Raw genomic sequence first — 18,720 nt, 5'->3', positions numbered from 1 at the left:
AGGTCCTTCCGACGTATCAGCAAACAGCCGGGGATTCCCGGCTGTTTGTTTTTGCGGCTCGCATTGATCGGTGGAGCTATTGCCAACGACCAGAGTTGCAGATTTACTCTTTGGCAGCGGCGATTTCGGCAATTACACGCTGCAGGCCGACCTGCCAGTCCGGCAATACGATATCGAAATCGCGCTGCAGTTTGTCGATCGATAGCCGCGAGTACGCCGGCCGCTTTGCGGGCGTCGGATAGTCGGCGGTCGTGATCGGCACCACGCGCGGTGCGCGCGACAACAGGCCTGCGCTGACAGCTTGCTGGAAGATCGCCTCGGCAAAACCATGCCAGCTGGTCTGCCCTGCCGCCGTGAGGTGCCAGGTACCCGACGTGTCGGGTGTGCGTTGGCGCAGCAACTGCGCAGTGACATCGGCAATCAGGGCGGCGGGTGTCGGTGTTCCAACCTGATCGGCCACCACCCGCAGCTCATCGCGCTCGGCACCGACACGCAACATGGTGCGCAGGAAATTCGCGCCGTGCGCGGCGTACACCCATGCCGTGCGCAGGATCAGATGCTGCGCGCCCGAAGCACGGATCGCCTCCTCGCCAGCAAGTTTGGTCTCGCCATACACGCCCAGCGGCGAGGTGTGCGCATCCTCCGGATACGGCGCGGTGCCCTGACCGTCGAAGACGTAGTCGGTCGAGTAGTGCACCAGCGGTACGTTGTTGGATGCACACCATGCCGCGATGACGCCGGGCGACATGGCATTTGCGCGCATGGCGCTATCTCGCTCATGTTCGGCGCGATCCACTGCGGTGTAGGCGGCCGCATTAACCACGCGCGACGGGCCGACCCGGTCCAACAAGGCGGCCAGCATTTCCGGCGCGTCGAAATCCGCCGTCTCGCACGCACTTCCATCGGCCAACCGGCCGCTGCGCGTCGTTGGCCATACTGCGTCATCAGCTGCCAGTGCGCGCAGCAGTTCCGTCCCGACCTGCCCATTGGCACCAAACAACACCGTGGTCACGGCATGTACACCGGCAGTCGATCGACTGGCACCTCATCAAGGAACGGCGCTTTGGCATCCTTGGCGGACAACACTGGATCGCTGATCGGCCAATCGATCCCGATCGCCGCATCGTTCCAACGCACGCCTGCATCTGCTTCCTTGACGTAAACGTCGGTGCACAGATAGCTGAATAATGCTTTCTCTGAAAGCACGGCAAACCCATGTGCAAAGCCTTCAGGTATCCAGACCTGGCGTCGGTTTTCTGCGCTCAGTAAAACGGCGGTCCAACGCCCGAAGTGGGGAGACCCGGCGCGGATATCCACCGCGACGTCATACACCTCGCCTTCGAGCACGCTCACCAGCTTGCCCTGTGGCCGGGGCCACTGGTAATGCAGACCGCGCAGCACGCCCCTGGCGGACGTGGAGACGTTGCTTTGTACAAAGCTTGTCGGCAGGCCATGCTGTCCGAAGCGCTCTGCATTCCATGTTTCGAAGAAATAACCGCGCGCATCGCCGAAGACCGCAGGCTCGATGACGACGCAGCCGGGCAATGTCGTTTCGATCACGTTCAATGGACGACCCCACGCTTGGCCAATGCAGTCAAATACTTGCCGTAGTCGTTCTTCAACAACGGCGCCGCCAGGCGCTCCAGCTGCTCGGCATCGATCCAGCCTTGACCAAATGCGATTTCTTCCGGGCAGCACACCTGCAGGCCCTGACGCATCTGGATGGTCTCGATGAAATTGGCCGCTTCGTGCAATGACTGATGCGTGCCGGTATCCAGCCATGCATATCCGCGGCCCAGCGGCTCCAGGTGCAGGTCGCCGGCATCGAGATAGCAGCGATTGAGATCGGTGATCTCCAGCTCGCCGCGCGGCGAGGGCTTCAATGCAGCCGCGTAGTCGCTGGCCTTGCCGTCATAGAAATACAAGCCGGTGACCGCGTAGTTGGAACGGGGCTTTTCCGGCTTTTCGGCAATGTCGATGACCTTGCCTTGTTGATCGAATTCGGCAACGCCATAGCGCTCCGGGTCGTTGACCCAGTAACCGAAGACGGTTGCACCCTGCTCACGCGCATCGGCGCGGCGCAAGGTATCGGTCAGACCATGCCCATGGAAGATATTGTCGCCCAACACCAGGCAACTCGGCTTGCCGTCGACGAACTCGCGACCGATCAGATAGGCCTGCGCCAGGCCGTCAGGGCTGGGCTGCACGGCATACTGGATATTGACGCCCCACTGGGAACCGTCGCCCAGCAGCGACTGGAACAGCGCCTGCTCGTGCGGCGTGTTGATGATCAGGATGTCGCGGATACCCGCGAGCATCAGCACGCTCAGCGGGTAGTAGATCATCGGCTTGTCGTACACCGGCAACAGCTGCTTGCTGACGCCCTTGGTGATCGGGTACAGGCGCGTGCCGGAGCCGCCCGCCAGAATGATGCCTTTACGTTGTGTCATCAGGGATGTCCTGTTGAGGCCCGCACACGCTTGCATGCGCGGGCTCTTGCTAAGGGCTCGCGTTAGGCCGCGGCGCCGATCCGTTCCAGCCGATAGCTGCCATCCAGCACGCCCTGCACCCAGGTCTGGTTGGTCAGGTACCACTCCACCGTCTGCGCGATGCCTTGCTCGAAGGTATACGCCGGCTCCCAACCCAGCTCGCTCTTCAACTTGGAGGCATCGATCGCGTAGCGACGATCGTGTCCGGGGCGATCGGTGACATAGGTGATCTGGCTCGCGCGCGGCTTGCCATCCTCACGCGGGCGGTGCTGATCCAGCAGCGCACAGATCGCCTGCACGACCTCGATGTTCTGGCGCTCGGAGTTACCGCCCACGTTGTAGGTCTCGCCGACCTTGCCCTTGGCCAGCACGGTGCGGATTGCCTCGCAGTGGTCGCTGACGAACAACCAGTCGCGCACCTGCTTGCCATCGCCGTACACCGGCAACGCCTCGCCGGCCAGCGCCTTGGCGATCACCAGCGGAATGAGCTTTTCCGGGAAATGGTATGGGCCGTAATTGTTCGAGCAGTTGGTGGTCAACACCGGCAGCCCGTAGGTGTGGTGGAACGCGCGTACCAGGTGATCCGAGGCCGCCTTGGAAGCCGAATACGGAGAATTGGGCGCATACGGCGTAGTCTCGGTGAACTTGCCGGTCTCGCCCAGCGTGCCATAGACCTCGTCGGTGGACACATGCAGGAACCGGAAGGCCTCGCGACGCGCATCCGGCAGCGCCTTCCAGTAGTCGCGCACGGCCTCGAGCAAGGCCAGGGTGCCGACCACGTTGGTCTGGATGAACGCGCCAGGGCCTTCGATCGAGCGATCCACATGGCTTTCGGCGGCGAAGTTCAACACTGCGTCCGGCTGATGTTCCTGCAGCAGACGGGTCACGAGCGCGCCGTCGCCGATGTCGCCCTTGACGAAGACGTGGTCGGCATTGCCTTCCAGCGACGCCAGCGTGTTCAGGTTTCCCGCATAGGTGAGCGCGTCGAGATTGATCACGCGGATGCCGCGCGCGACTGCCTCAAGAACAAAATTTCCGCCGATAAAACCGGCCCCGCCGGTCACTAGCCAAGTCGCCACTGTCTACCCCTCCTGGTCGCGCGCGCGCGGCGCCGCATTTTCAAACCACACAGGATATACGGTCCGGGCAATACCGGGCCTAAGCATTGCCCAAACACTACGCGGAACTGTTGCGCCGCAGCATCCATACGCCATCGCATGGTGCTGCTTGCCCGGTTAGAATGGCCCCACTCCCGAGCCTGCCGCCGCGGCCGGGCCTTCCCGCAACAGCTGAAGGATCTCGTACACGATGAAAATCCTCGTCGCCTACAAGCGCGTGGTGGACTACAACGTCCGCATTCAGGTCAAGCCCGATGGCTCCGGTGTGGTCACCGACGGCGTCAAGCTTTCACCGAACCCGTTCGACGAAATCGCCCTGGAAGAGGCGTTGCGCCTGCGCGACGCCGGCATCGCCACCGAGGTGGTGGTCGCCACCCTGGCCCCGGCCGATGCGGCCGCGCACCTGCGCAACGGGCTTGCGATGGGCGCCAACCGCGCCATCCACGTGGTCACCGACGCGGCGATCCAGCCGCTGACCGCCGCGCGCACCCTGCTCAAGCTGGTCGAGAAGGAACAGCCGGACCTGGTCATCCTGGGCAAGCAGGCGATCGACGACGACGCCAATCAGACTGGCCAGATGCTGGCGACCCTGTGGGGCCGCCCGCAGGCGACCTTCGCCGGAAAGCTGGTGGTCGCCGATGGCAAGGCCACGGTGACCCGCGAAGTCGATGCCGGCCTGGAGACGCTGGAAGTGGACCTGCCGGCAGTGGTCACCACCGATCTGCGCCTGAACGAGCCACGCTTCATCAAGCTGCCGGACATCATGAAGGCCAAGAGCAAGCCGCTGGAAACGCTGGCCTTTGCCGATCTCGGCGTCGATGCGCACGACAGCCTGGCCACTACCCACTACGCGCCGCCGTCCAAGCGCAGCCGCGGCGTGATGGTCAAGGACGCCGCCGAGCTGGTGGCCGCACTCAAGCAGAAGGGGTTGCTGTAATGGCCAAGGTTCTCATTGTTGCCGAACATCTCAACGGCCAGCTCAACGCGGCCACCGCCAAGACCCTCAGCGCCGCGCTGGCCGTGTCGGCCGAGTCCATCGACATCGTCGTGCTGGCGGCCGATCCGGCCGCGGTTGCGGCGCAGGCCGCGCAGCTGGCGGGTGTTGCTCGCGTGCTGACAGTGGCAAACGCCGCTAACGAACATGCCATCGCGCAGGTACTGGGGCCGCAGATCGCCCAGCTCGCCGGCCAGGGCTATACCCATGTGTTCGGCCCCTCGACCACGTTCGGCAAGGACCTGATGCCGGTGGTTGCCGCGTTGCTGGGTGTCAACCAGGTCTCCGACCTGATGGCGGTCGAAGATGCCTACACCTTCAAGCGCCCGATCTACGCAGGCAATGCGATCATCACGGTGAAAGCGCCGGCCGACCAGGTCGTGGTCGCCACCGTGCGCAGCGCCTCCTGGCCGGAAGCGGCAGCCGGCGGCAGTGCGACGGTCGAAGCAGTCACCGTCGATGCCGCGCTGCCCACCCATACCCGCTTCGTCGGCTTGGCCGCAGGCAGCTCCGACCGCCCGGACCTGCAGAGCGCCAAGCGCGTGGTCTCCGGCGGCCGCGGCGTCGGCTCGGCCGAGAACTTCCAGCACATCTACAGCCTGGCCGACAAACTCGGCGCCGCCGTGGGCGCCTCACGCGCCGCCGTGGATGCCGGCTACGTACCGAACGAGCTGCAGGTCGGCCAGACCGGCAAGATCATCGCGCCCGAGCTGTACGTGGCGATCGGCATCAGCGGGGCGATCCAGCATCTGACCGGCATCAAGGACGCCGGCACGATCGTGGCGATTAACAAGGACCCGGAGTCGCCGATCTTCGAGATTGCCGATATCGGGTTGGTGGGGGATTTGTTTGCGCTGTTGCCGGAGCTGGAACAGGCGTTGGGCTAAACGCTACTCTCAAGATTACGATGGGCGCCACGGCTGACGGTATACTGCCCCGTCAGCGTGGCGGCGCCACTACTCGCCACTTTCATGCCTGATGGGGACACGCCGCGGCCGAAGCAAGTGTTGGCCCGGGACGATCGTATGGCGTCGGCGGCCTTGTAGTTGTCCAGCGCTGCATAAGGGCAACGTCGATAAATGGGAATTGGTAATTAAGTGATCATCGGTAATGGCCTGCTGGCCAGATCCTTCACAGCAGATAGGCTCGCTGAGCTCAACGCCACGGTATTTGCCTCCGGGGTGTCCAATTCGTCCGAGACCGATCCTGCGGCATTCGAAAGGGAAGCACGTCTGCTGGTCAAGGCTCTGGACGAGGCGCGGGGCCGGTTCGTGTACTTCAGCACGTGCAGCGTGACAGACCCCGATCGCGCAGAAACCCATTACGTCCGCCACAAGCTGAGAATGGAACGACTGATTGCGGAACGGGACGAGTATCTGATTCTGCGCCTGCCTCAAGTCGTGGGACGCACCGACAACCCTCACACTCTGTCCAACTATCTCGCCAGTGGCATCCGCAATGCGGAGCCCTTGCGCATCTGGGTCAAGGCAGTGCGCTGCCTGATCGACGTAGAAGATGTCGCCCGAGTGACCCTTCATCTCGTGGAGCGCCGCCTCGAAACCAATGCTGTGCTGGATCTGGCTCCGCCAGAAAACGTCACCCTGCTCGAGCTGGTCTCGATGCTGGAGGCCACTCTGGGCAAAAAAGCAACCATCGATTTTGTGGACCGAGGCGGTGGTGCCATGCCTGATCCGGCGCCATTTGTTCGTTATGCAACCGCCATCGGCATTGATTCCTCTCCCGGATACATCGCCAGGCTGATTCGCAAATACTACGGAACGAGCGATGCAACCTGATATTTCCGTCGTCATCCCGGTCTATGGCAGCGCCACCATCCTGCCTACGCTTGCCGAGAAACTCGAGGAGTCGCTGACTGCGCTCACCGACCGATTCGAAGTTGTACTGGTGTACGACTGCAGCCCGGATAGTTCCTGGCAGGTCATAACAGGGCTGTGCGCCTCCCGGCCCTGGTTGAAGGGAGTCCGGCTGCGCAAGAACGCGGGGCAGCACAATGCATTAATGGCGGGATTCGGTGTGGCACGCGGCCGTTACATCGTCACCATGGACGACGACCTACAGCACTCCCCGTCCGACATCGGGCGCGTCGTGGCAGAGCTGCGCAGTGGAGCAGATGTTTGCTACGTGCAGTTCAAGAGCCGGCGACACGCTCTCTGGAAACGCCTCGGCAGCCAGTTCAATGACCGCATGGCTTCATGGCTGCTCGCCAAACCCCGCGGGCTCTATCTTTCGCCATTTCGCGGCTTGATCAGCGAAGTTCGTGACGAAATATTGCGCTACGGCGGCCCCTTCGTCTATGTCGATGGCCTTATCGTCCAGAGCACCAGCAATATCACCACCATAGAGGCTGAGCACCACGCCCGAAGCGACGGCAAGTCTGGATACAGCCTGCGCAAATCAATCTCGCTGTGGATGCAGATGGCCACAAGCTTCTCGATCACGCCGTTACGGGTAGCCTCGCTGACAGGCATCGTCTCTTCGGGCCTCGGCTTCCTGTGCGCCATCGTGCTGATCGTGCAGAAGCTGCTTTGGCCACACACCGTCATCGGCTGGACTTCATTGATCGTCGCGGTATTGATCATGGGCGGCATCCAGCTACTCGCGCTGGGCGTGGTGGGCGAGTACGTGGGGCGCGTGCTGCTCAACGTCAGCAATCGTCCCCAATACATAAAGGGCCAACAGCTCAACGTAGGCCAAGAGCAAGAGAACGTGCAGTGATATCGCAGCGCCATCGCGCCCTGGCTGCACGCTTTTTGCGCTTTTGCATCGTTGGCGGCGCCAGTACCGTCGCCTTCAGTGCACTCACTTGGTTGGCTGTATCAAAGCTCGGCATGCAGCCGACCATGGCGACGGCGCTCTGCTACCTGGTGTTGGTGCCAATCAATTTCGTCGCGCATCGCAACTTTACGTTCGTGTCCTCGGGTCATCTGAGTTCGGAAGGCTTGCGCTTCATTTTGCTGCACAGCTTCAACCTCGCCTTGTCCATCATCGGGATGGGCGTGGCTGTGAACAGTCTGCACTTGCATTACGCGTGGGGCATTGCGTTCTCGGCCGTCGTCGTGCCTGTCGTGGTGTTTCTCGTGATGAATTTCTGGGTCTTCAACCGGGACCGACGTCGCGATCACGTCTAAATCCAACCTACGCCGCAACTGCAACCAAACAAGCCATCGAATGTCTAATCCCGTTATCCGCAACGACGCTTCCCAGCGCACCATGTTGTTCATCGCTTGCTCCACAGCGATCGTCATGCTGCTTTGGCTTCCCTTCGGCTTCAACATGATGGGACATATCGAGGAATGGGATCTTCTGAACCTGTTCACTCGCCACGGCGTGTTCTACGTGGTTGGTGAGGGCGGGCCGCTTCCCAGCCACCGCATGCGGCCTCTCATGTTGTTGCCGAATGCGATCGCGTACCAACTATCGCCAAACTCCTTTTTCGCCATGCATCTGTTGCAAATGCTGGCCTTGGTGTTGAAGGGTGTTTGCGGCGGAATCCTGGGGTGGTGGCTGCTGCGCTCGCGGCTCCATGCCGTGTTGTTGGCGCTGCTGGTGGTCATTTATCCCGCAGATACAATGCAGCTGTCGTTCCGCTCCTTCCATATCAACTGGTCTGTCTTGCTGGCGTTTGCCGGCGTGACAGGGATAGTGCATGCATATGAAAGCCAACTGATGGGCAAGAGCAGGGCGATCCTGGTATCGCTTGTGTCTACCGCAATGTTGGTTGTTGCTACGCTGATCTATGAAGTGGCATTGGCATACGCCATCTTGCCTCTGCTGTTGCTCTGGTGCCGATTGGGATTGGTGGAGACGGTCAGACTTCCCCTCCGTCGCTGGTATGTTTCGCTGGTCTGGTGCATAGGCATATTGGCTTGTTTAGCCTACATCTACTACGTTGCCAAGACTGGCTCGACCTACCAAGGGCATCTGTTAGAGAGCCAGGCGGGTGGCATTGCCCTGCTTAAAGAGCGCGCCCTCGTGATGTTTTACACAGGCATCGGCCGAAGCGTAGTGGGCGGTTGGATCGACGCCGGAAGGATTCTCTTCGTCGAGTACAGAAGCTTCTGGTATCTGTCGGCCATTGCTTTGATGGCGTTGGCTCTGCTCCTCTACATACGCGAACCCTTTTCCGCACCAACCCCGGAAAAGCAAATCGGCGTGCGTTGGTCGCTACGGGTGCTCTTTACCGGCGTGGCATTTGCCGCCGTCGGCTATCTTCCCTTTCTTGCATCACCGGCGCATACCAGCATCAGTCAACGCACCTTCCTCTTCGCAACTCCAGGCGGAGCATTGGCCACGGTGGCTCTGGTCATGCTGTTTTCTGGAGCCCGTCGAACCCTGGCAATGTTGTTCGGCACCGTATTGATCGTACTGGGCATGGCGGCACAAATGTTCCAGTTCCATCACTACTCACAGATTTCTGATACAGAACGCCAAGTCCTCCAGGACGTAGCTGTAAGCCTGCCGGATATCGCCAACGACCGCGATCTTCTCATTCTTGATGGCTCCCACCTTATCAACAGCGTGTGGATGCTCCGGGAAAACATGATGAACGCGCTAACCTATTTGTACGGCAAGCCGATCGACGTGGTACAGATCTGCAATCAACCTGAGAACGACTGGCAACACACAGATGAAAGGGGCCGCACCGGCCGATGCGCAGAATACCCTGACCATTGGGAGTTCAGTTCAGGCCCATCCATTGATGGGCCAGACTATACGTCGCCGCCGCAAAGCGTTCTGTATCGCGCAGACAAAAGCAGGACGCAGATTGTGCGCATTCCCGAAGAGGGCGTTGTACCGCTGAGTAGTGCGCGTAAAGACGAGCTTTCGTTGCGCAACGACGCCCTTTCGCGGCGCTATCGCGCCATGCTTGCTCCCTCCCCCTGGCTTCTGGCTTTCGATCAATTTCGCCACAGGGACCAAGAGACCAGCTTCAGGTGGGATTTCGGCCGCTGGTGGAATTTGGACGTGCCTGCGCCGGGACGCGGATGGCAGGATGCCCAGTGGCAACATGAAGGACCTATAGAACATGGTTCATTCTCGTGGACCGTCGTTGAGAATCCATGGCTTCAATTCCAGCTGAAACCAACTGGCCGGGTTTATCGAGTTCGGGGAAAGGTCATGTCCATCGCCCCCGGCATACACCCTGAGAAGCTCGCGATTTCAGTGAACGGCCATGTGGTCCCGGTTCGCTGGCTCACTTCTAATGAGTTTTATGGAGAATTGCCCTCGTCCTTCCTGAAGGATGGCAATAACAGGGCTACCTTCCTGCTTCCAGTCGATAATCACTCTTCTGGATTCGGCATGGCGTTCGACTGGATCAAATTCGCTCCGATCGAGTCGACTGACTAACCTAACGAAATATGCATCGCTTCAGCACAACTGGCATACGGAATTCAAAATGATTTCCATCAATCGCGACATTAAGGCTGCACTACTAGCTTCCGTCTTATGCCTGTTACTTCCTGGCTGTACGGCAAGAGAGACCGAGTCCCCCCTGGATGCTGCTTCAACCAGGCCTGCGGTTATTTCCGCAGGTGATAGGATAGGTCCTGCTGACCTGAGGCCATTTCTGACAAATGGCTGGTCAACAGATGAACCCTTCGGAGTATGGTCCGTCGGCGAGGATGCAGGCCTTTTAATGCGGATGGAAACGTCGGCAAACGCAGGCGGTCGACTGGTCATGCAGGCTGGTGGCCTTTGGGCTCCACGACGCCAATCCATGGATGTTGGTATTCGTGTGAATGGTGGCAACTGGCAGCACCAAGCCCTCACAGCATCGGCTCCAGAGCCGCAACTAATCAGTATTGCCCTGCCAAAATTGGCGGCTGGCGATGAAGTCAGGGTCGAACTGCACTTCGATCGTCCAGCCTCACCAGTCGAGCTTGGAATATCTCCGGACGCGCGCGCTCTGGGCATTTCACTCAGGTCTATGCAGCTGTTGGGCCCCACGCCCTAGCAGTCACTGGCCGTGGACGGGCAAGCCAGCAAATGCAATCAGGCCTGGCGTTACCTGACCCGTATCCGGTGCGCGCCTCTGCACCTGGTGACAGCGCACGCCGCGGAATCATGTATCTCAGATCGACCATTGATCGCACGTCTACCAAGCAACCTACGTCACGTCATATCCAACGTGACGTAGGCTGTCTGGCCACATCAGTCACCGCACCTCAGGCTTCTGTGCGTCGCATACGCGTAGATAGATCACGGAAGCCAGCCAGCTGCCAGCATTTCGCGAGGCCGAGCTTCACTCAGCCTTCTTCGAGCATCCATTCCAGGGTTTTCCGCAACGGCGGAGACGTCCAGCTCCCGGTAAGTTCCTGTAACAATCGGTTATCGCCACATAGCATCTTGACTTCATTGCTACGCACAAACTTCGGGTTCACAGAGACCTCTAACGAATGGCCAGTGATCTGTGTGCACAGGTCGATCACTTCCCGAAGGGAATAAGCCGTTCCGGAGCACACATTGACTGTACGACCGATGGCATCGGCTGATTGCAACAGCTTGCCATAGGCCGATGCCACTGCCCTGACGTCACCGAAGTCACGCGACACATCCAGATTTCCCAACTCGATCCGTGGCTCTCGCCTGACAAAGTGCGAGACAATCTTGGGAATGAGGAAGTTCTCCGACTGCCCCTTACCCGTGTAGTTGAATGGTCTGACTACGGTGACAGGCAACCGACCCTGCCAAAGCCGAACCACGTACTCCATGCTCAGCTTGCTGATGGCGTAATCGTTTGTTGGTGCCGGAGCAACCGACTCATCCAAACGCCCTTCCGAGGAGTTGCCATAAACATTGGCACTGCTGGCGATGAGGAGCCGCTCGAGAGAAATTTCAGCCTCTTCCACTGCCTGCAGCAGATGACGCGTGCCGATCAAATTTACGTTGTAGAAATCATCTGCACTCCCGTGACCTACAAACGCAAGCGCAGCCAGGTGAATGATGATATCCGGACGGGTAGTCTTCAGCACCTCACGCAGGGCATCCTGATCGAGCAGGTTGACTTGGTAATGACGGTCGACAGAGGCCAGGCCGCTAGCCCAGTCCGGTGCGGAGTGATCGGAGCCGCCAAGCCCCAGCACTTCGCAGCCTAGATTTTTTAGTTCATCAGCCACATAGCGGCCGGTGAAACCGGACGCGCCAGTGACTAGAACCCGCTTGCCGTTCAGATCAGAACGAGAAGCCATGCGCGTTCCTCTTGAGATCGGCCTCGACCATCATCTGGCAGAGCTGCTCCAGCGTGGTTTCAGGCTTCCAGCCGAGGACGCGCGTTGCCTTCTCGGGATCACCGATCAGCAGATCCACTTCTGCAGGACGGTGGAATTTCGCATTGATGCGCATCACCACCTTGCCGGTAGCGACATCCACTGCAGTTTCATCTGCATCTTTGCCGCGGAATTCGACGTCAATTCCGGCCCCCTTGAAGGCCATGCTGACAAAATCACGGACGGTTTCAGTGCGATTTGTCGCCAGAACAAAGGTATCCGGCTCATCGGCCTGAAGCATGCGCCACATCCCTTCCACGTACTCGCGCGCAAAACCCCAATCGCGCTTGGCATCCAGATTGCCAAGCTCCAGGCATTCCAAGCGTCCAAGTTTGATCTTGGCCACCGAGTCGGTGATCTTTCGTGTCACAAATTCGCGGCCGCGCAGCGGGCTTTCATGATTGAACAGAATCCCGCTGGAGCCGAAGATGCCATAGCTCTCACGGTAATTGACCGTCATCCAATGCGCGTACAGCTTGGCAACGCCATAAGGGCTGCGAGGATAGAACGGCGTGCTTTCGATCTGCGGGACCGCCTGCACCTTGCCGAACATTTCCGATGTCGAGGCCTGGTAAAACCGGATGTCCTTGTTCACCTGCCGAATGGCTTCCAGCAGGTGGACCGGGCCGATGCCGGTGATGTGCGCGGTCGTCGTCGGCTGGTCGAACGATACGCCCACGAAACTTTGAGCCGCCAGATTGTAAACCTCGGTGGCGCCCGTGCTTTCAAGCATACGGATACTCGAACCAAGGTCGGTCAGGTCGTACTCGATCAGGTGCAAATTAGGGTGATTTGAAATTCCCACCTCTTCGATACGCCAGAAATTGACCGAACTGGTACGGCGGTATGTGCCGAACACACGGTAGCCTTTATCCAACAACAGCTGGGCCAGGTAGGCACCGTCTTGGCCGGAAATGCCGGTAATCAACGCAGTTTTCATCATCCCTCTCTTGGTTACTTATAAATTCCGGAATCAAGCCGAGATTGAACGCGGCTCGTTCCGATGATCATTGAGTCTCAGCGCGTGGCCAAAGGCTTTCCGCCCGCACCACAAACCGTTTCCTTGCCCTGGTCCTGGCACGAAGTCAGGGGGCCATAATCGAGCGAATCCACCTTGAAGTCGCTGTACCACGCCACCGATTCCTGGACGAGGCCGAATCGCAGCGTTTTCCCAATCACTGCCTGGCTGGGCACATCTGCGATCACTTCAGCGGAGCCACCCGCCGGAATGCCCTCGGCAGGAAGCGGAGCGCGCAGGAAGTCCCGGTTCGAGACATTGCCGGAATCATCCACCAGGGAGATGGCAAGATTGACCGGCAGTGTGCCCTTCGAGTTGATGGCGACCTTGCCCGAATTGGTGACAGACACTGCAACCCGTACCAGTTCGCCGTTATTGGCCAGTACCGGCTCCGAGGCAATGGCGTAGCGTGCGCCAACCTGCTCTTGCGTCAACGGAGTCGACATGCCGCCTGCTTCGGTGGTCTGGGCAGCCTGCTGGGGTTCGGCCTTCACTGGCTGTTCTGCCTCGGGAGCCTTTGAGCAGCCGGTGAACGCAATCACCGTCGCCAGGACGGCAACGGAACCGAAGGAAACAGGAGATTTCATACTATTTTTCATGGATAAGGACCTGTGGTGGATGAGCACGCCGCTCATTATTGAGCGGCTTCTACTCGAATGAGAAGTCGGGCCGGTGAAAACCCACGGCTTTTGAACCAGCAGACCGACTCCTGGACTAGATCAATCTCCAGGTAGTAGTCACCTGCGACTGCCGGAGCGCGCACTGTGAGATCGTGAACTGCAGAAGACATCGGCGCGACCGCATCGTGAATAAAATGGCGAGGTTGTTCGGCTACCGCCGTCGGTGTTTCGGCATGAATCCAGAAGTGTCCGAGATAAATGCCGAACGGCCGCAATGCGTGACCGAGCGGACTGAACCAGGAGTATTCGCTGTTGTTGGTCAATTCGACACGCAAGGAGATTATGCTGGACGGCTCGGCAACCAGCACCTCCTGCTCAGCAACGGCAGCCTGCCCCTGAAAGGCCTCTTCCGGCAACGGCTCACTGTAGGGATAGGGTCCCACTGTTGCCCCCACCACACGCGCATGCGAATCCAGCTCCTGATCCTTCAATGCTGCCAGGGCTGGGTTAACCCAACGATCCCCGCGCAGGCTGCTCAGCACGTCGATTCGATGCAGCTCCTCGGCAAGCGGAGAATCGATGTCGACCTTCAGGCTTGCGACCGCATCAGCCGCACAGTCCTTGAAATCGGAAACAACCCGATGGCGTCTCAACAGCCGCGCATATCCTTCCGCGGCTGCATAAGGATCAAGCGCCAGCCGTCTTGATGCATCGGAACACTCTTCAGCCCAGGCGGCATAGGTTGCAGGGGCGAGCGTCAACTGACGCAGCAACGCTGCCAGAGCGTCCGGGCATTCTGCATCCGGCGCGACTTTTTTTACCGAAGCGGGCAGCTCTGCATACCAACCGTGATCCGATACGATGACGGGGAGACCCGCCTGCATCGCTTTGCATACGACAGCCGAAGCCTCGCCCATCGTTGGCTGGCGCAAGGCAATCATCAGATCCGCACGCTCGAATACCTTACTGAACTGATCGTCGTCGAGATGGCCATGATTGATCAGCTGCACGTTACGCAGGTCTGCAATACTCTCCAGCTGGTCGAGTACGACTGCTTCTACCTGACCAGCGATTTCCAACGTAATCAGCCCATTCAGTTCGGAGTCGATCGCCGACAGCGCCTGCACAATCCAATCGAAGCGACGATTCGTATGCCCACCGCCCAGCAGCGCGATGGTGCGCAGATTGTCACGAATGCGATGCTGAGCGACCGCCGGGTACAACTGCGGCACCACCGTCACGGGGAGCCAGGGAAAATCCTTGACGATTTGATCGGCTGCATATCGTGAGTGCACTACTACCTCAGTGGCCAGTTTGGTGGCCACTTGATGCAGCGGAAAACGCACCACATCTTCCCGATTCCAGACAGGCGATCCGCTACGAAGCGCCAGTTTGGCGGTTCTGACGTCGGTGCTGGATAACCACTTTTCCAGCAGATTGAAATAGTCGCCGTTGAGAAGGCGGCCTTCATCATTCAGAACCCCTGCAGCCATATGATGCAACACAAGATCATGCAGATGCACGATTCCCGGCGCTGCTGCCATCAATGGAAGCATCCATCCATGGAACACTGGATGGTTACCCATCTGGTAAACGATCGCGTCCGCTCCAAGCAGTCTATGGACGGTGTTGTTCATCCCGAGGTGAACAAGATCGGCATGGGCAATCGCATCGACCTGCAGCCCTTGATCTCGCAGCAGGTTTGACAGACCTGCCGTGTATTCTGCAATGCCTGAGCGCTCCGGAGGATGCGGCCCGACCATCGCGATGCGAAACGGCGTACTCAAAGCCGACTCTCCACCAGATTGCTTATCACGCGATCCCAGGTAATGGAGGTACTCATGTGCTGACCAGCCTCAGCCAGTGCACGAAGTTGTGCCGGTCCTTTCGCATAACAATCGAGCAGGCTCTCAGCGATCGCCTCTGGCGTAGGACTTGTAACCCAACCGCTGCCGGTGGATTCGACGATCCTGCCCACTTCACCGCTATCGTCAACTGTAATGACCGGCTTGTAGGCAGCGAAGCTTTCCAACGTCGCAAATCCGTAATCCTCATCCACCGGCGAGTAGAAGACCGCACGACAGTTGGCAATCAGCTCAAGCAGCTTCTCGTCTTCCACGAAGCCCGCAAGCTCGACGCGATCCGTCAGGCCCAGCTCGCGGATCAGCGGTGCCAGAGAGTGGGCATACTCGCTGGCGCCGGTTCCGGCGATGACCACCTTGGCATGGGGGACATGCTTCGCGGCCCGGATCAGCAGATCGGGACGCTTCATCAATTCAAGACGACCGATACACAGCACGTAGTCGCCATAGTCTCCCGAGGTGATGAATGGCGCCAGCTTCGACGGCGGATAGAGAACCTCAGAGCCCAGACCGCTGTACTGCTGCAGACGGTCGGTAACCGTCTGAGAAATGGTATATCGAGGCTCGATCTCCGCCAGCAACTCCCGGTCGGACGCCCGCAGGGCATCACGCACCGCCGAATCTTTCGCGGTCAGGTGGGGCTGATCGAAGCGCGTACGTTCCAGGTCGTAAAGCACTCGATGCTGATGCACGAGCCAAAGCGCCTTATTGGCATGCGAGGCGGCATAGGTCGGATACTTGGTGCAGATGCACAGGTCGATTTTCTGACCATTGCTTTCGTTCAAATTCAACAACCTCCATGCGAGCATGGAAGACAGAATTTCTGTTTCTGGATACCACTTGTAGGGCAACTGCACCAGCTCTGCGACGACCTGGCGCTGCTTGCCCCACAGATTGATTTGCTTGACAAGCTCTTCGTTAAGCAGCTCCGCGCCGCCTCTGACAAACGGCACTTGCGCGCCAAGCACAATAACTCTCTTCACCTACATTCCCCTTCATGATGTCCTTGCCGGTACATGGCAATCCCTGTCCTTATTTCTTCGATTTCCTGATCCGGCTACCCAACTGATCCAGCGCTGCCAGCTGCTTGTCGATTGCCACATCGGCGGGCGTTGCCACCTCATCCTCCGCAAGCACAGGCTCTGTGCGCTCCAGCCGCTGCGGTGCGTGAACCACAAAAGGTCCGCCACGCTTGGTTACCTTCATGGTGACCCATCTCAAAGGTGCTGTCACACGCCATGAGCGGCTCGTATGAAGCTCTCCGATCTGGCCCTCCAGCATATCCACTGCCAACTCAAGTTCACGAATGCGGCTACGCGCGTCCTCGAGCGCCTGCAAGCGATGGGACAGATCCAGCTGCAGCTCTTTCACCCTGCGTGCGTCCGCTGCGCTGATGGTCTCCGACCTATTGACGCGCTGAACCAGGGAAACAATTTTCGCCTGAAGTTCGTCGATGGTTGACTGCTGCTGCGTGTTGACGCGCTCCATCTCCGACATGCTGGCCTGCATGCCATCGCGCTCCTCGACCAGTCGACTGAGGTCAGCGGCAAGCAGTTCCGACAGTTCACGAACCCGTTGACGCTCTTCCAGTTCGGACTCAAGCATCGAAATCTGCGAGACGAGCCTTGCGTTCTCCGCCTCCCGATCCGCCATGCCATTGTTGAGCTGTTTCTCCCTGTCCTCGGCTTCGGCAGTGCGCTTTTCCAGATCTTTTGCCCACTCCTGAAGTTCGCTACTCACCTTTTCCAAATCGCGGTAGCGGTTATCGGCCGTCTCTGCTTCCAGCTGAAGGGTTGCAAGCTTGTCCTGGGCCTGCTGAGCCCCTACCTGCAGGCGCTCAATCAAGGATGCGCGTGCCGCAAGCTCAACACGGTCATGCTCGTTCTGGGTATAGAGGGCGCCAAGGCGTGTGTTGTAGCTCAGCAACGCCTGTTGCATGTGGCTGTAAAGCGATGTCCACTCAGGCGCATGCAATGCAACCGGTTCAGAACGCGCCAAGCACTCTTGCAGCTCTGCAAACGTCCAGCGTGCCTGGTCTCCCCCAAATGCCTGAATGAAAGCATTGCGATAACGAGGAGGAAGCGTCATGAAGTCCAAAGCCGGTTCCCGACCGGGACTGGCCGGAACAATGCGACGTTGCAGGATTTCCTTGACCGTAATCAGGAAGGACAACAATAAGTCGCCCAGCCAGGAGCAATCGGTGGCTTCGGCAGAAATGGCGCCGTAGTCGATCAGAATGGCCTTGCCTTCCTGCGAAATCAGAACATTCCAGCAACGCACGTCATTGTGATAAAGACCCACGCGCTCGAGCATTACCAATTGCTCAAGCAATTCGGAGACTACTTTGTCCGGATCATAGGGCGAGCCGTCGTCGATCAACTCCGAAAGCAGGCGTCCGCCGGCCATTTCCCTGACGAGGAACAAATCCGATGCATCGTCCAAGGCCGCAATCAGCCGTGGTACGGGATACGATGCAGGAGGATTTCTGAGAAACTCGACCTCGTTATTGAATTCCTGCCAATTGATTTCGGCGCGCCCACCGATGCCCATTGTCATCTTCTTGACGAACACCTTGTCGCCGAAATAATAGCGTCTGCTGTACTGATGCGTTCCACGTCCATAGGCATGCGCCTCGCCCGACCAGGAACTGAACCTGCCGACAGCCTCACCCACGTACCAGAACTTGCTGCTGGCGAAGTACAGCGGCCTGGAAATCGAAGACAGATGGGTTGCCTGCCTCGACAACAACCTGGTGAAGGCATAATCGGCCAACAACTCCGCCGGGTCGTGCGGCAGGGAGGGCCCCCAGTACAGCGGCTCCTCACGCAATGCCAGCTCGAAGATCCCGGCGTCCGTGACCTCGGAGAGCTTGCGGCATAATCCAGCCACTCGCGCAATTCCCTGGGAATGCACCAGATGATGGAAGACACTCAGCCCCAGGACCAGATCGTACTGGTCTGGATCAAGCCGCGCGATGACGTCTTCCACGGTGCCGTGCTCGAAAGACGCAGCGAACATCCGGTGCTCCTGGGCCAACGCCTGGCACACATCGACATTGAGATCCAGAAAATCCACACCGTGGACCTGATGCCCCTCGGCCGCAAGGCTCAATGAAAAGAATCCCTGGGCGCAGCCGAGATCCAACACCCGCAGTGGGCGGCCAAGTTCTCCCTGGAGCCTTTGCGCACATTCGCGAATCAGCACAAACCTGTCTTCGCAGCCGCGCGAACTTCCCTCCGAAAGCTCGGGATGTCCGAAAATTGGCTGATATTTCTCAGGCAGAGCGGCCACCCGCGCGCCAATATGCATTGTCTCAGTCATGACTAATGT

16 protein-coding genes are annotated in these 18,720 nt (G+C 59.1%); 6 read left to right on the top strand and 10 right to left on the bottom strand.

The genetic code is table 11. The features are described 5' to 3' along the window. Nucleotides 1-103: 103 nt before the first annotated feature. The 4 genes from rfbD to rfbB all read right to left on the bottom strand — a co-directional run bounded on the left by rfbD (nt 104) and on the right by rfbB (nt 3,568). Nucleotides 104-1,012 (bottom strand): dTDP-4-dehydrorhamnose reductase, encoded by a 909-nt coding sequence (rfbD, locus tag AC1KVE_RS11940; protein ID WP_039814617.1) that lies wholly within the window; start codon nt 1,010-1,012, stop codon nt 104-106. Next, entirely contained in the window at nt 1,009-1,566 is a 558-nt protein-coding gene (rfbC, locus tag AC1KVE_RS11935; RefSeq protein ID WP_039525371.1) for a dTDP-4-dehydrorhamnose 3,5-epimerase, read from the bottom strand. The genes rfbD and rfbC overlap by 4 nt, the downstream gene beginning before the upstream one ends. Next, on the bottom strand, nt 1,563-2,450 hold the full coding sequence (gene rfbA, locus AC1KVE_RS11930; RefSeq protein ID WP_005991848.1) for a glucose-1-phosphate thymidylyltransferase RfbA: 888 nt from the start codon (nt 2,448-2,450) through the stop codon (nt 1,563-1,565). The genes rfbC and rfbA overlap by 4 nt, the downstream gene beginning before the upstream one ends. A gap of 62 nt (nt 2,451-2,512) precedes the next feature. Further along, nucleotides 2,513-3,568, bottom strand: a complete 1,056-nt coding sequence (rfbB, locus tag AC1KVE_RS11925) for a dTDP-glucose 4,6-dehydratase (RefSeq protein ID WP_102253397.1) — start codon at nt 3,566-3,568, stop codon at nt 2,513-2,515. A 229-nt stretch (nt 3,569-3,797) separates the two neighbouring features. Between rfbB and AC1KVE_RS11920 the strand changes: the two genes are divergently transcribed. The 6 genes from AC1KVE_RS11920 (at nt 3,798) to AC1KVE_RS11895 (ending at nt 9,971) form a co-directional block, all read left to right on the top strand. Further along, on the top strand, nt 3,798-4,544 hold the full coding sequence (locus tag AC1KVE_RS11920) for an electron transfer flavoprotein subunit beta/FixA family protein (protein WP_016903938.1): 747 nt from the start codon (nt 3,798-3,800) through the stop codon (nt 4,542-4,544). Further along, nucleotides 4,544-5,488, top strand: coding sequence for an electron transfer flavoprotein subunit alpha/FixB family protein (locus AC1KVE_RS11915; protein WP_047129352.1), 945 nt, complete (start codon nt 4,544-4,546; stop codon nt 5,486-5,488). The genes AC1KVE_RS11920 and AC1KVE_RS11915 overlap by 1 nt, the downstream gene beginning before the upstream one ends. Nucleotides 5,489-5,698: 210 nt before the next feature. Next, nucleotides 5,699-6,397 (top strand): NAD-dependent epimerase/dehydratase family protein, encoded by a 699-nt coding sequence (locus tag AC1KVE_RS11910; protein WP_039525362.1) that lies wholly within the window; start codon nt 5,699-5,701, stop codon nt 6,395-6,397. Next, on the top strand, nt 6,387-7,337 hold the full coding sequence (locus AC1KVE_RS11905) for a glycosyltransferase family 2 protein (RefSeq protein WP_039525359.1): 951 nt from the start codon (nt 6,387-6,389) through the stop codon (nt 7,335-7,337). Before AC1KVE_RS11910 ends, AC1KVE_RS11905 begins: the two co-directional genes overlap by 11 nt. Continuing rightward, on the top strand, nt 7,334-7,750 hold the full coding sequence (locus AC1KVE_RS11900) for a GtrA family protein (protein WP_164739457.1): 417 nt from the start codon (nt 7,334-7,336) through the stop codon (nt 7,748-7,750). Before AC1KVE_RS11905 ends, AC1KVE_RS11900 begins: the two co-directional genes overlap by 4 nt. Nucleotides 7,751-7,790: 40 nt before the next feature. After that, nucleotides 7,791-9,971 (top strand): hypothetical protein, encoded by a 2,181-nt coding sequence (locus AC1KVE_RS11895; protein WP_184458178.1) that lies wholly within the window; start codon nt 7,791-7,793, stop codon nt 9,969-9,971. A gap of 899 nt (nt 9,972-10,870) precedes the next feature. Here the strand turns inward: AC1KVE_RS11895 and AC1KVE_RS11890 are convergent. From AC1KVE_RS11890 to AC1KVE_RS11865, 6 genes are all read right to left on the bottom strand, one after another. After that, nucleotides 10,871-11,812, bottom strand: a complete 942-nt coding sequence (locus AC1KVE_RS11890; RefSeq protein WP_184458176.1) for an NAD-dependent epimerase/dehydratase family protein — start codon at nt 11,810-11,812, stop codon at nt 10,871-10,873. Further along, complete coding sequence (gmd, locus tag AC1KVE_RS11885) at nt 11,796-12,830, bottom strand: GDP-mannose 4,6-dehydratase (RefSeq protein ID WP_184458174.1); 1,035 nt, start codon at nt 12,828-12,830, stop codon at nt 11,796-11,798. Before gmd ends, AC1KVE_RS11890 begins: the two co-directional genes overlap by 17 nt. A gap of 77 nt (nt 12,831-12,907) precedes the next feature. After that, a complete protein-coding gene (locus AC1KVE_RS11880; protein ID WP_236613602.1) occupies nt 12,908-13,543 on the bottom strand; it encodes a glycosyltransferase in 636 nt (211 codons plus the stop codon). Then, the gene (locus AC1KVE_RS11875; RefSeq protein WP_184458253.1) at nt 13,543-15,291 is read right to left on the bottom strand and encodes a glycosyltransferase; all 1,749 of its coding nucleotides are present in this window, start codon (nt 15,289-15,291) and stop codon (nt 13,543-13,545) included. Before AC1KVE_RS11875 ends, AC1KVE_RS11880 begins: the two co-directional genes overlap by 1 nt. A 20-nt stretch (nt 15,292-15,311) precedes the next feature. Beyond that, on the bottom strand, nt 15,312-16,373 hold the full coding sequence (locus AC1KVE_RS11870) for a glycosyltransferase family 4 protein (protein WP_039525345.1): 1,062 nt from the start codon (nt 16,371-16,373) through the stop codon (nt 15,312-15,314). A 49-nt stretch (nt 16,374-16,422) separates the two neighbouring features. Further along, entirely contained in the window at nt 16,423-18,711 is a 2,289-nt protein-coding gene (locus tag AC1KVE_RS11865; RefSeq protein ID WP_456363002.1) for a methyltransferase domain-containing protein, read from the bottom strand. Nucleotides 18,712-18,720 lie beyond the last annotated feature (9 nt).

The sequence above is a fragment of the Xanthomonas sp. NCPPB 2864 genome (genome assembly GCF_056675615.1).
This window is presented reverse-complemented; position numbering and strand designations above follow the sequence as displayed.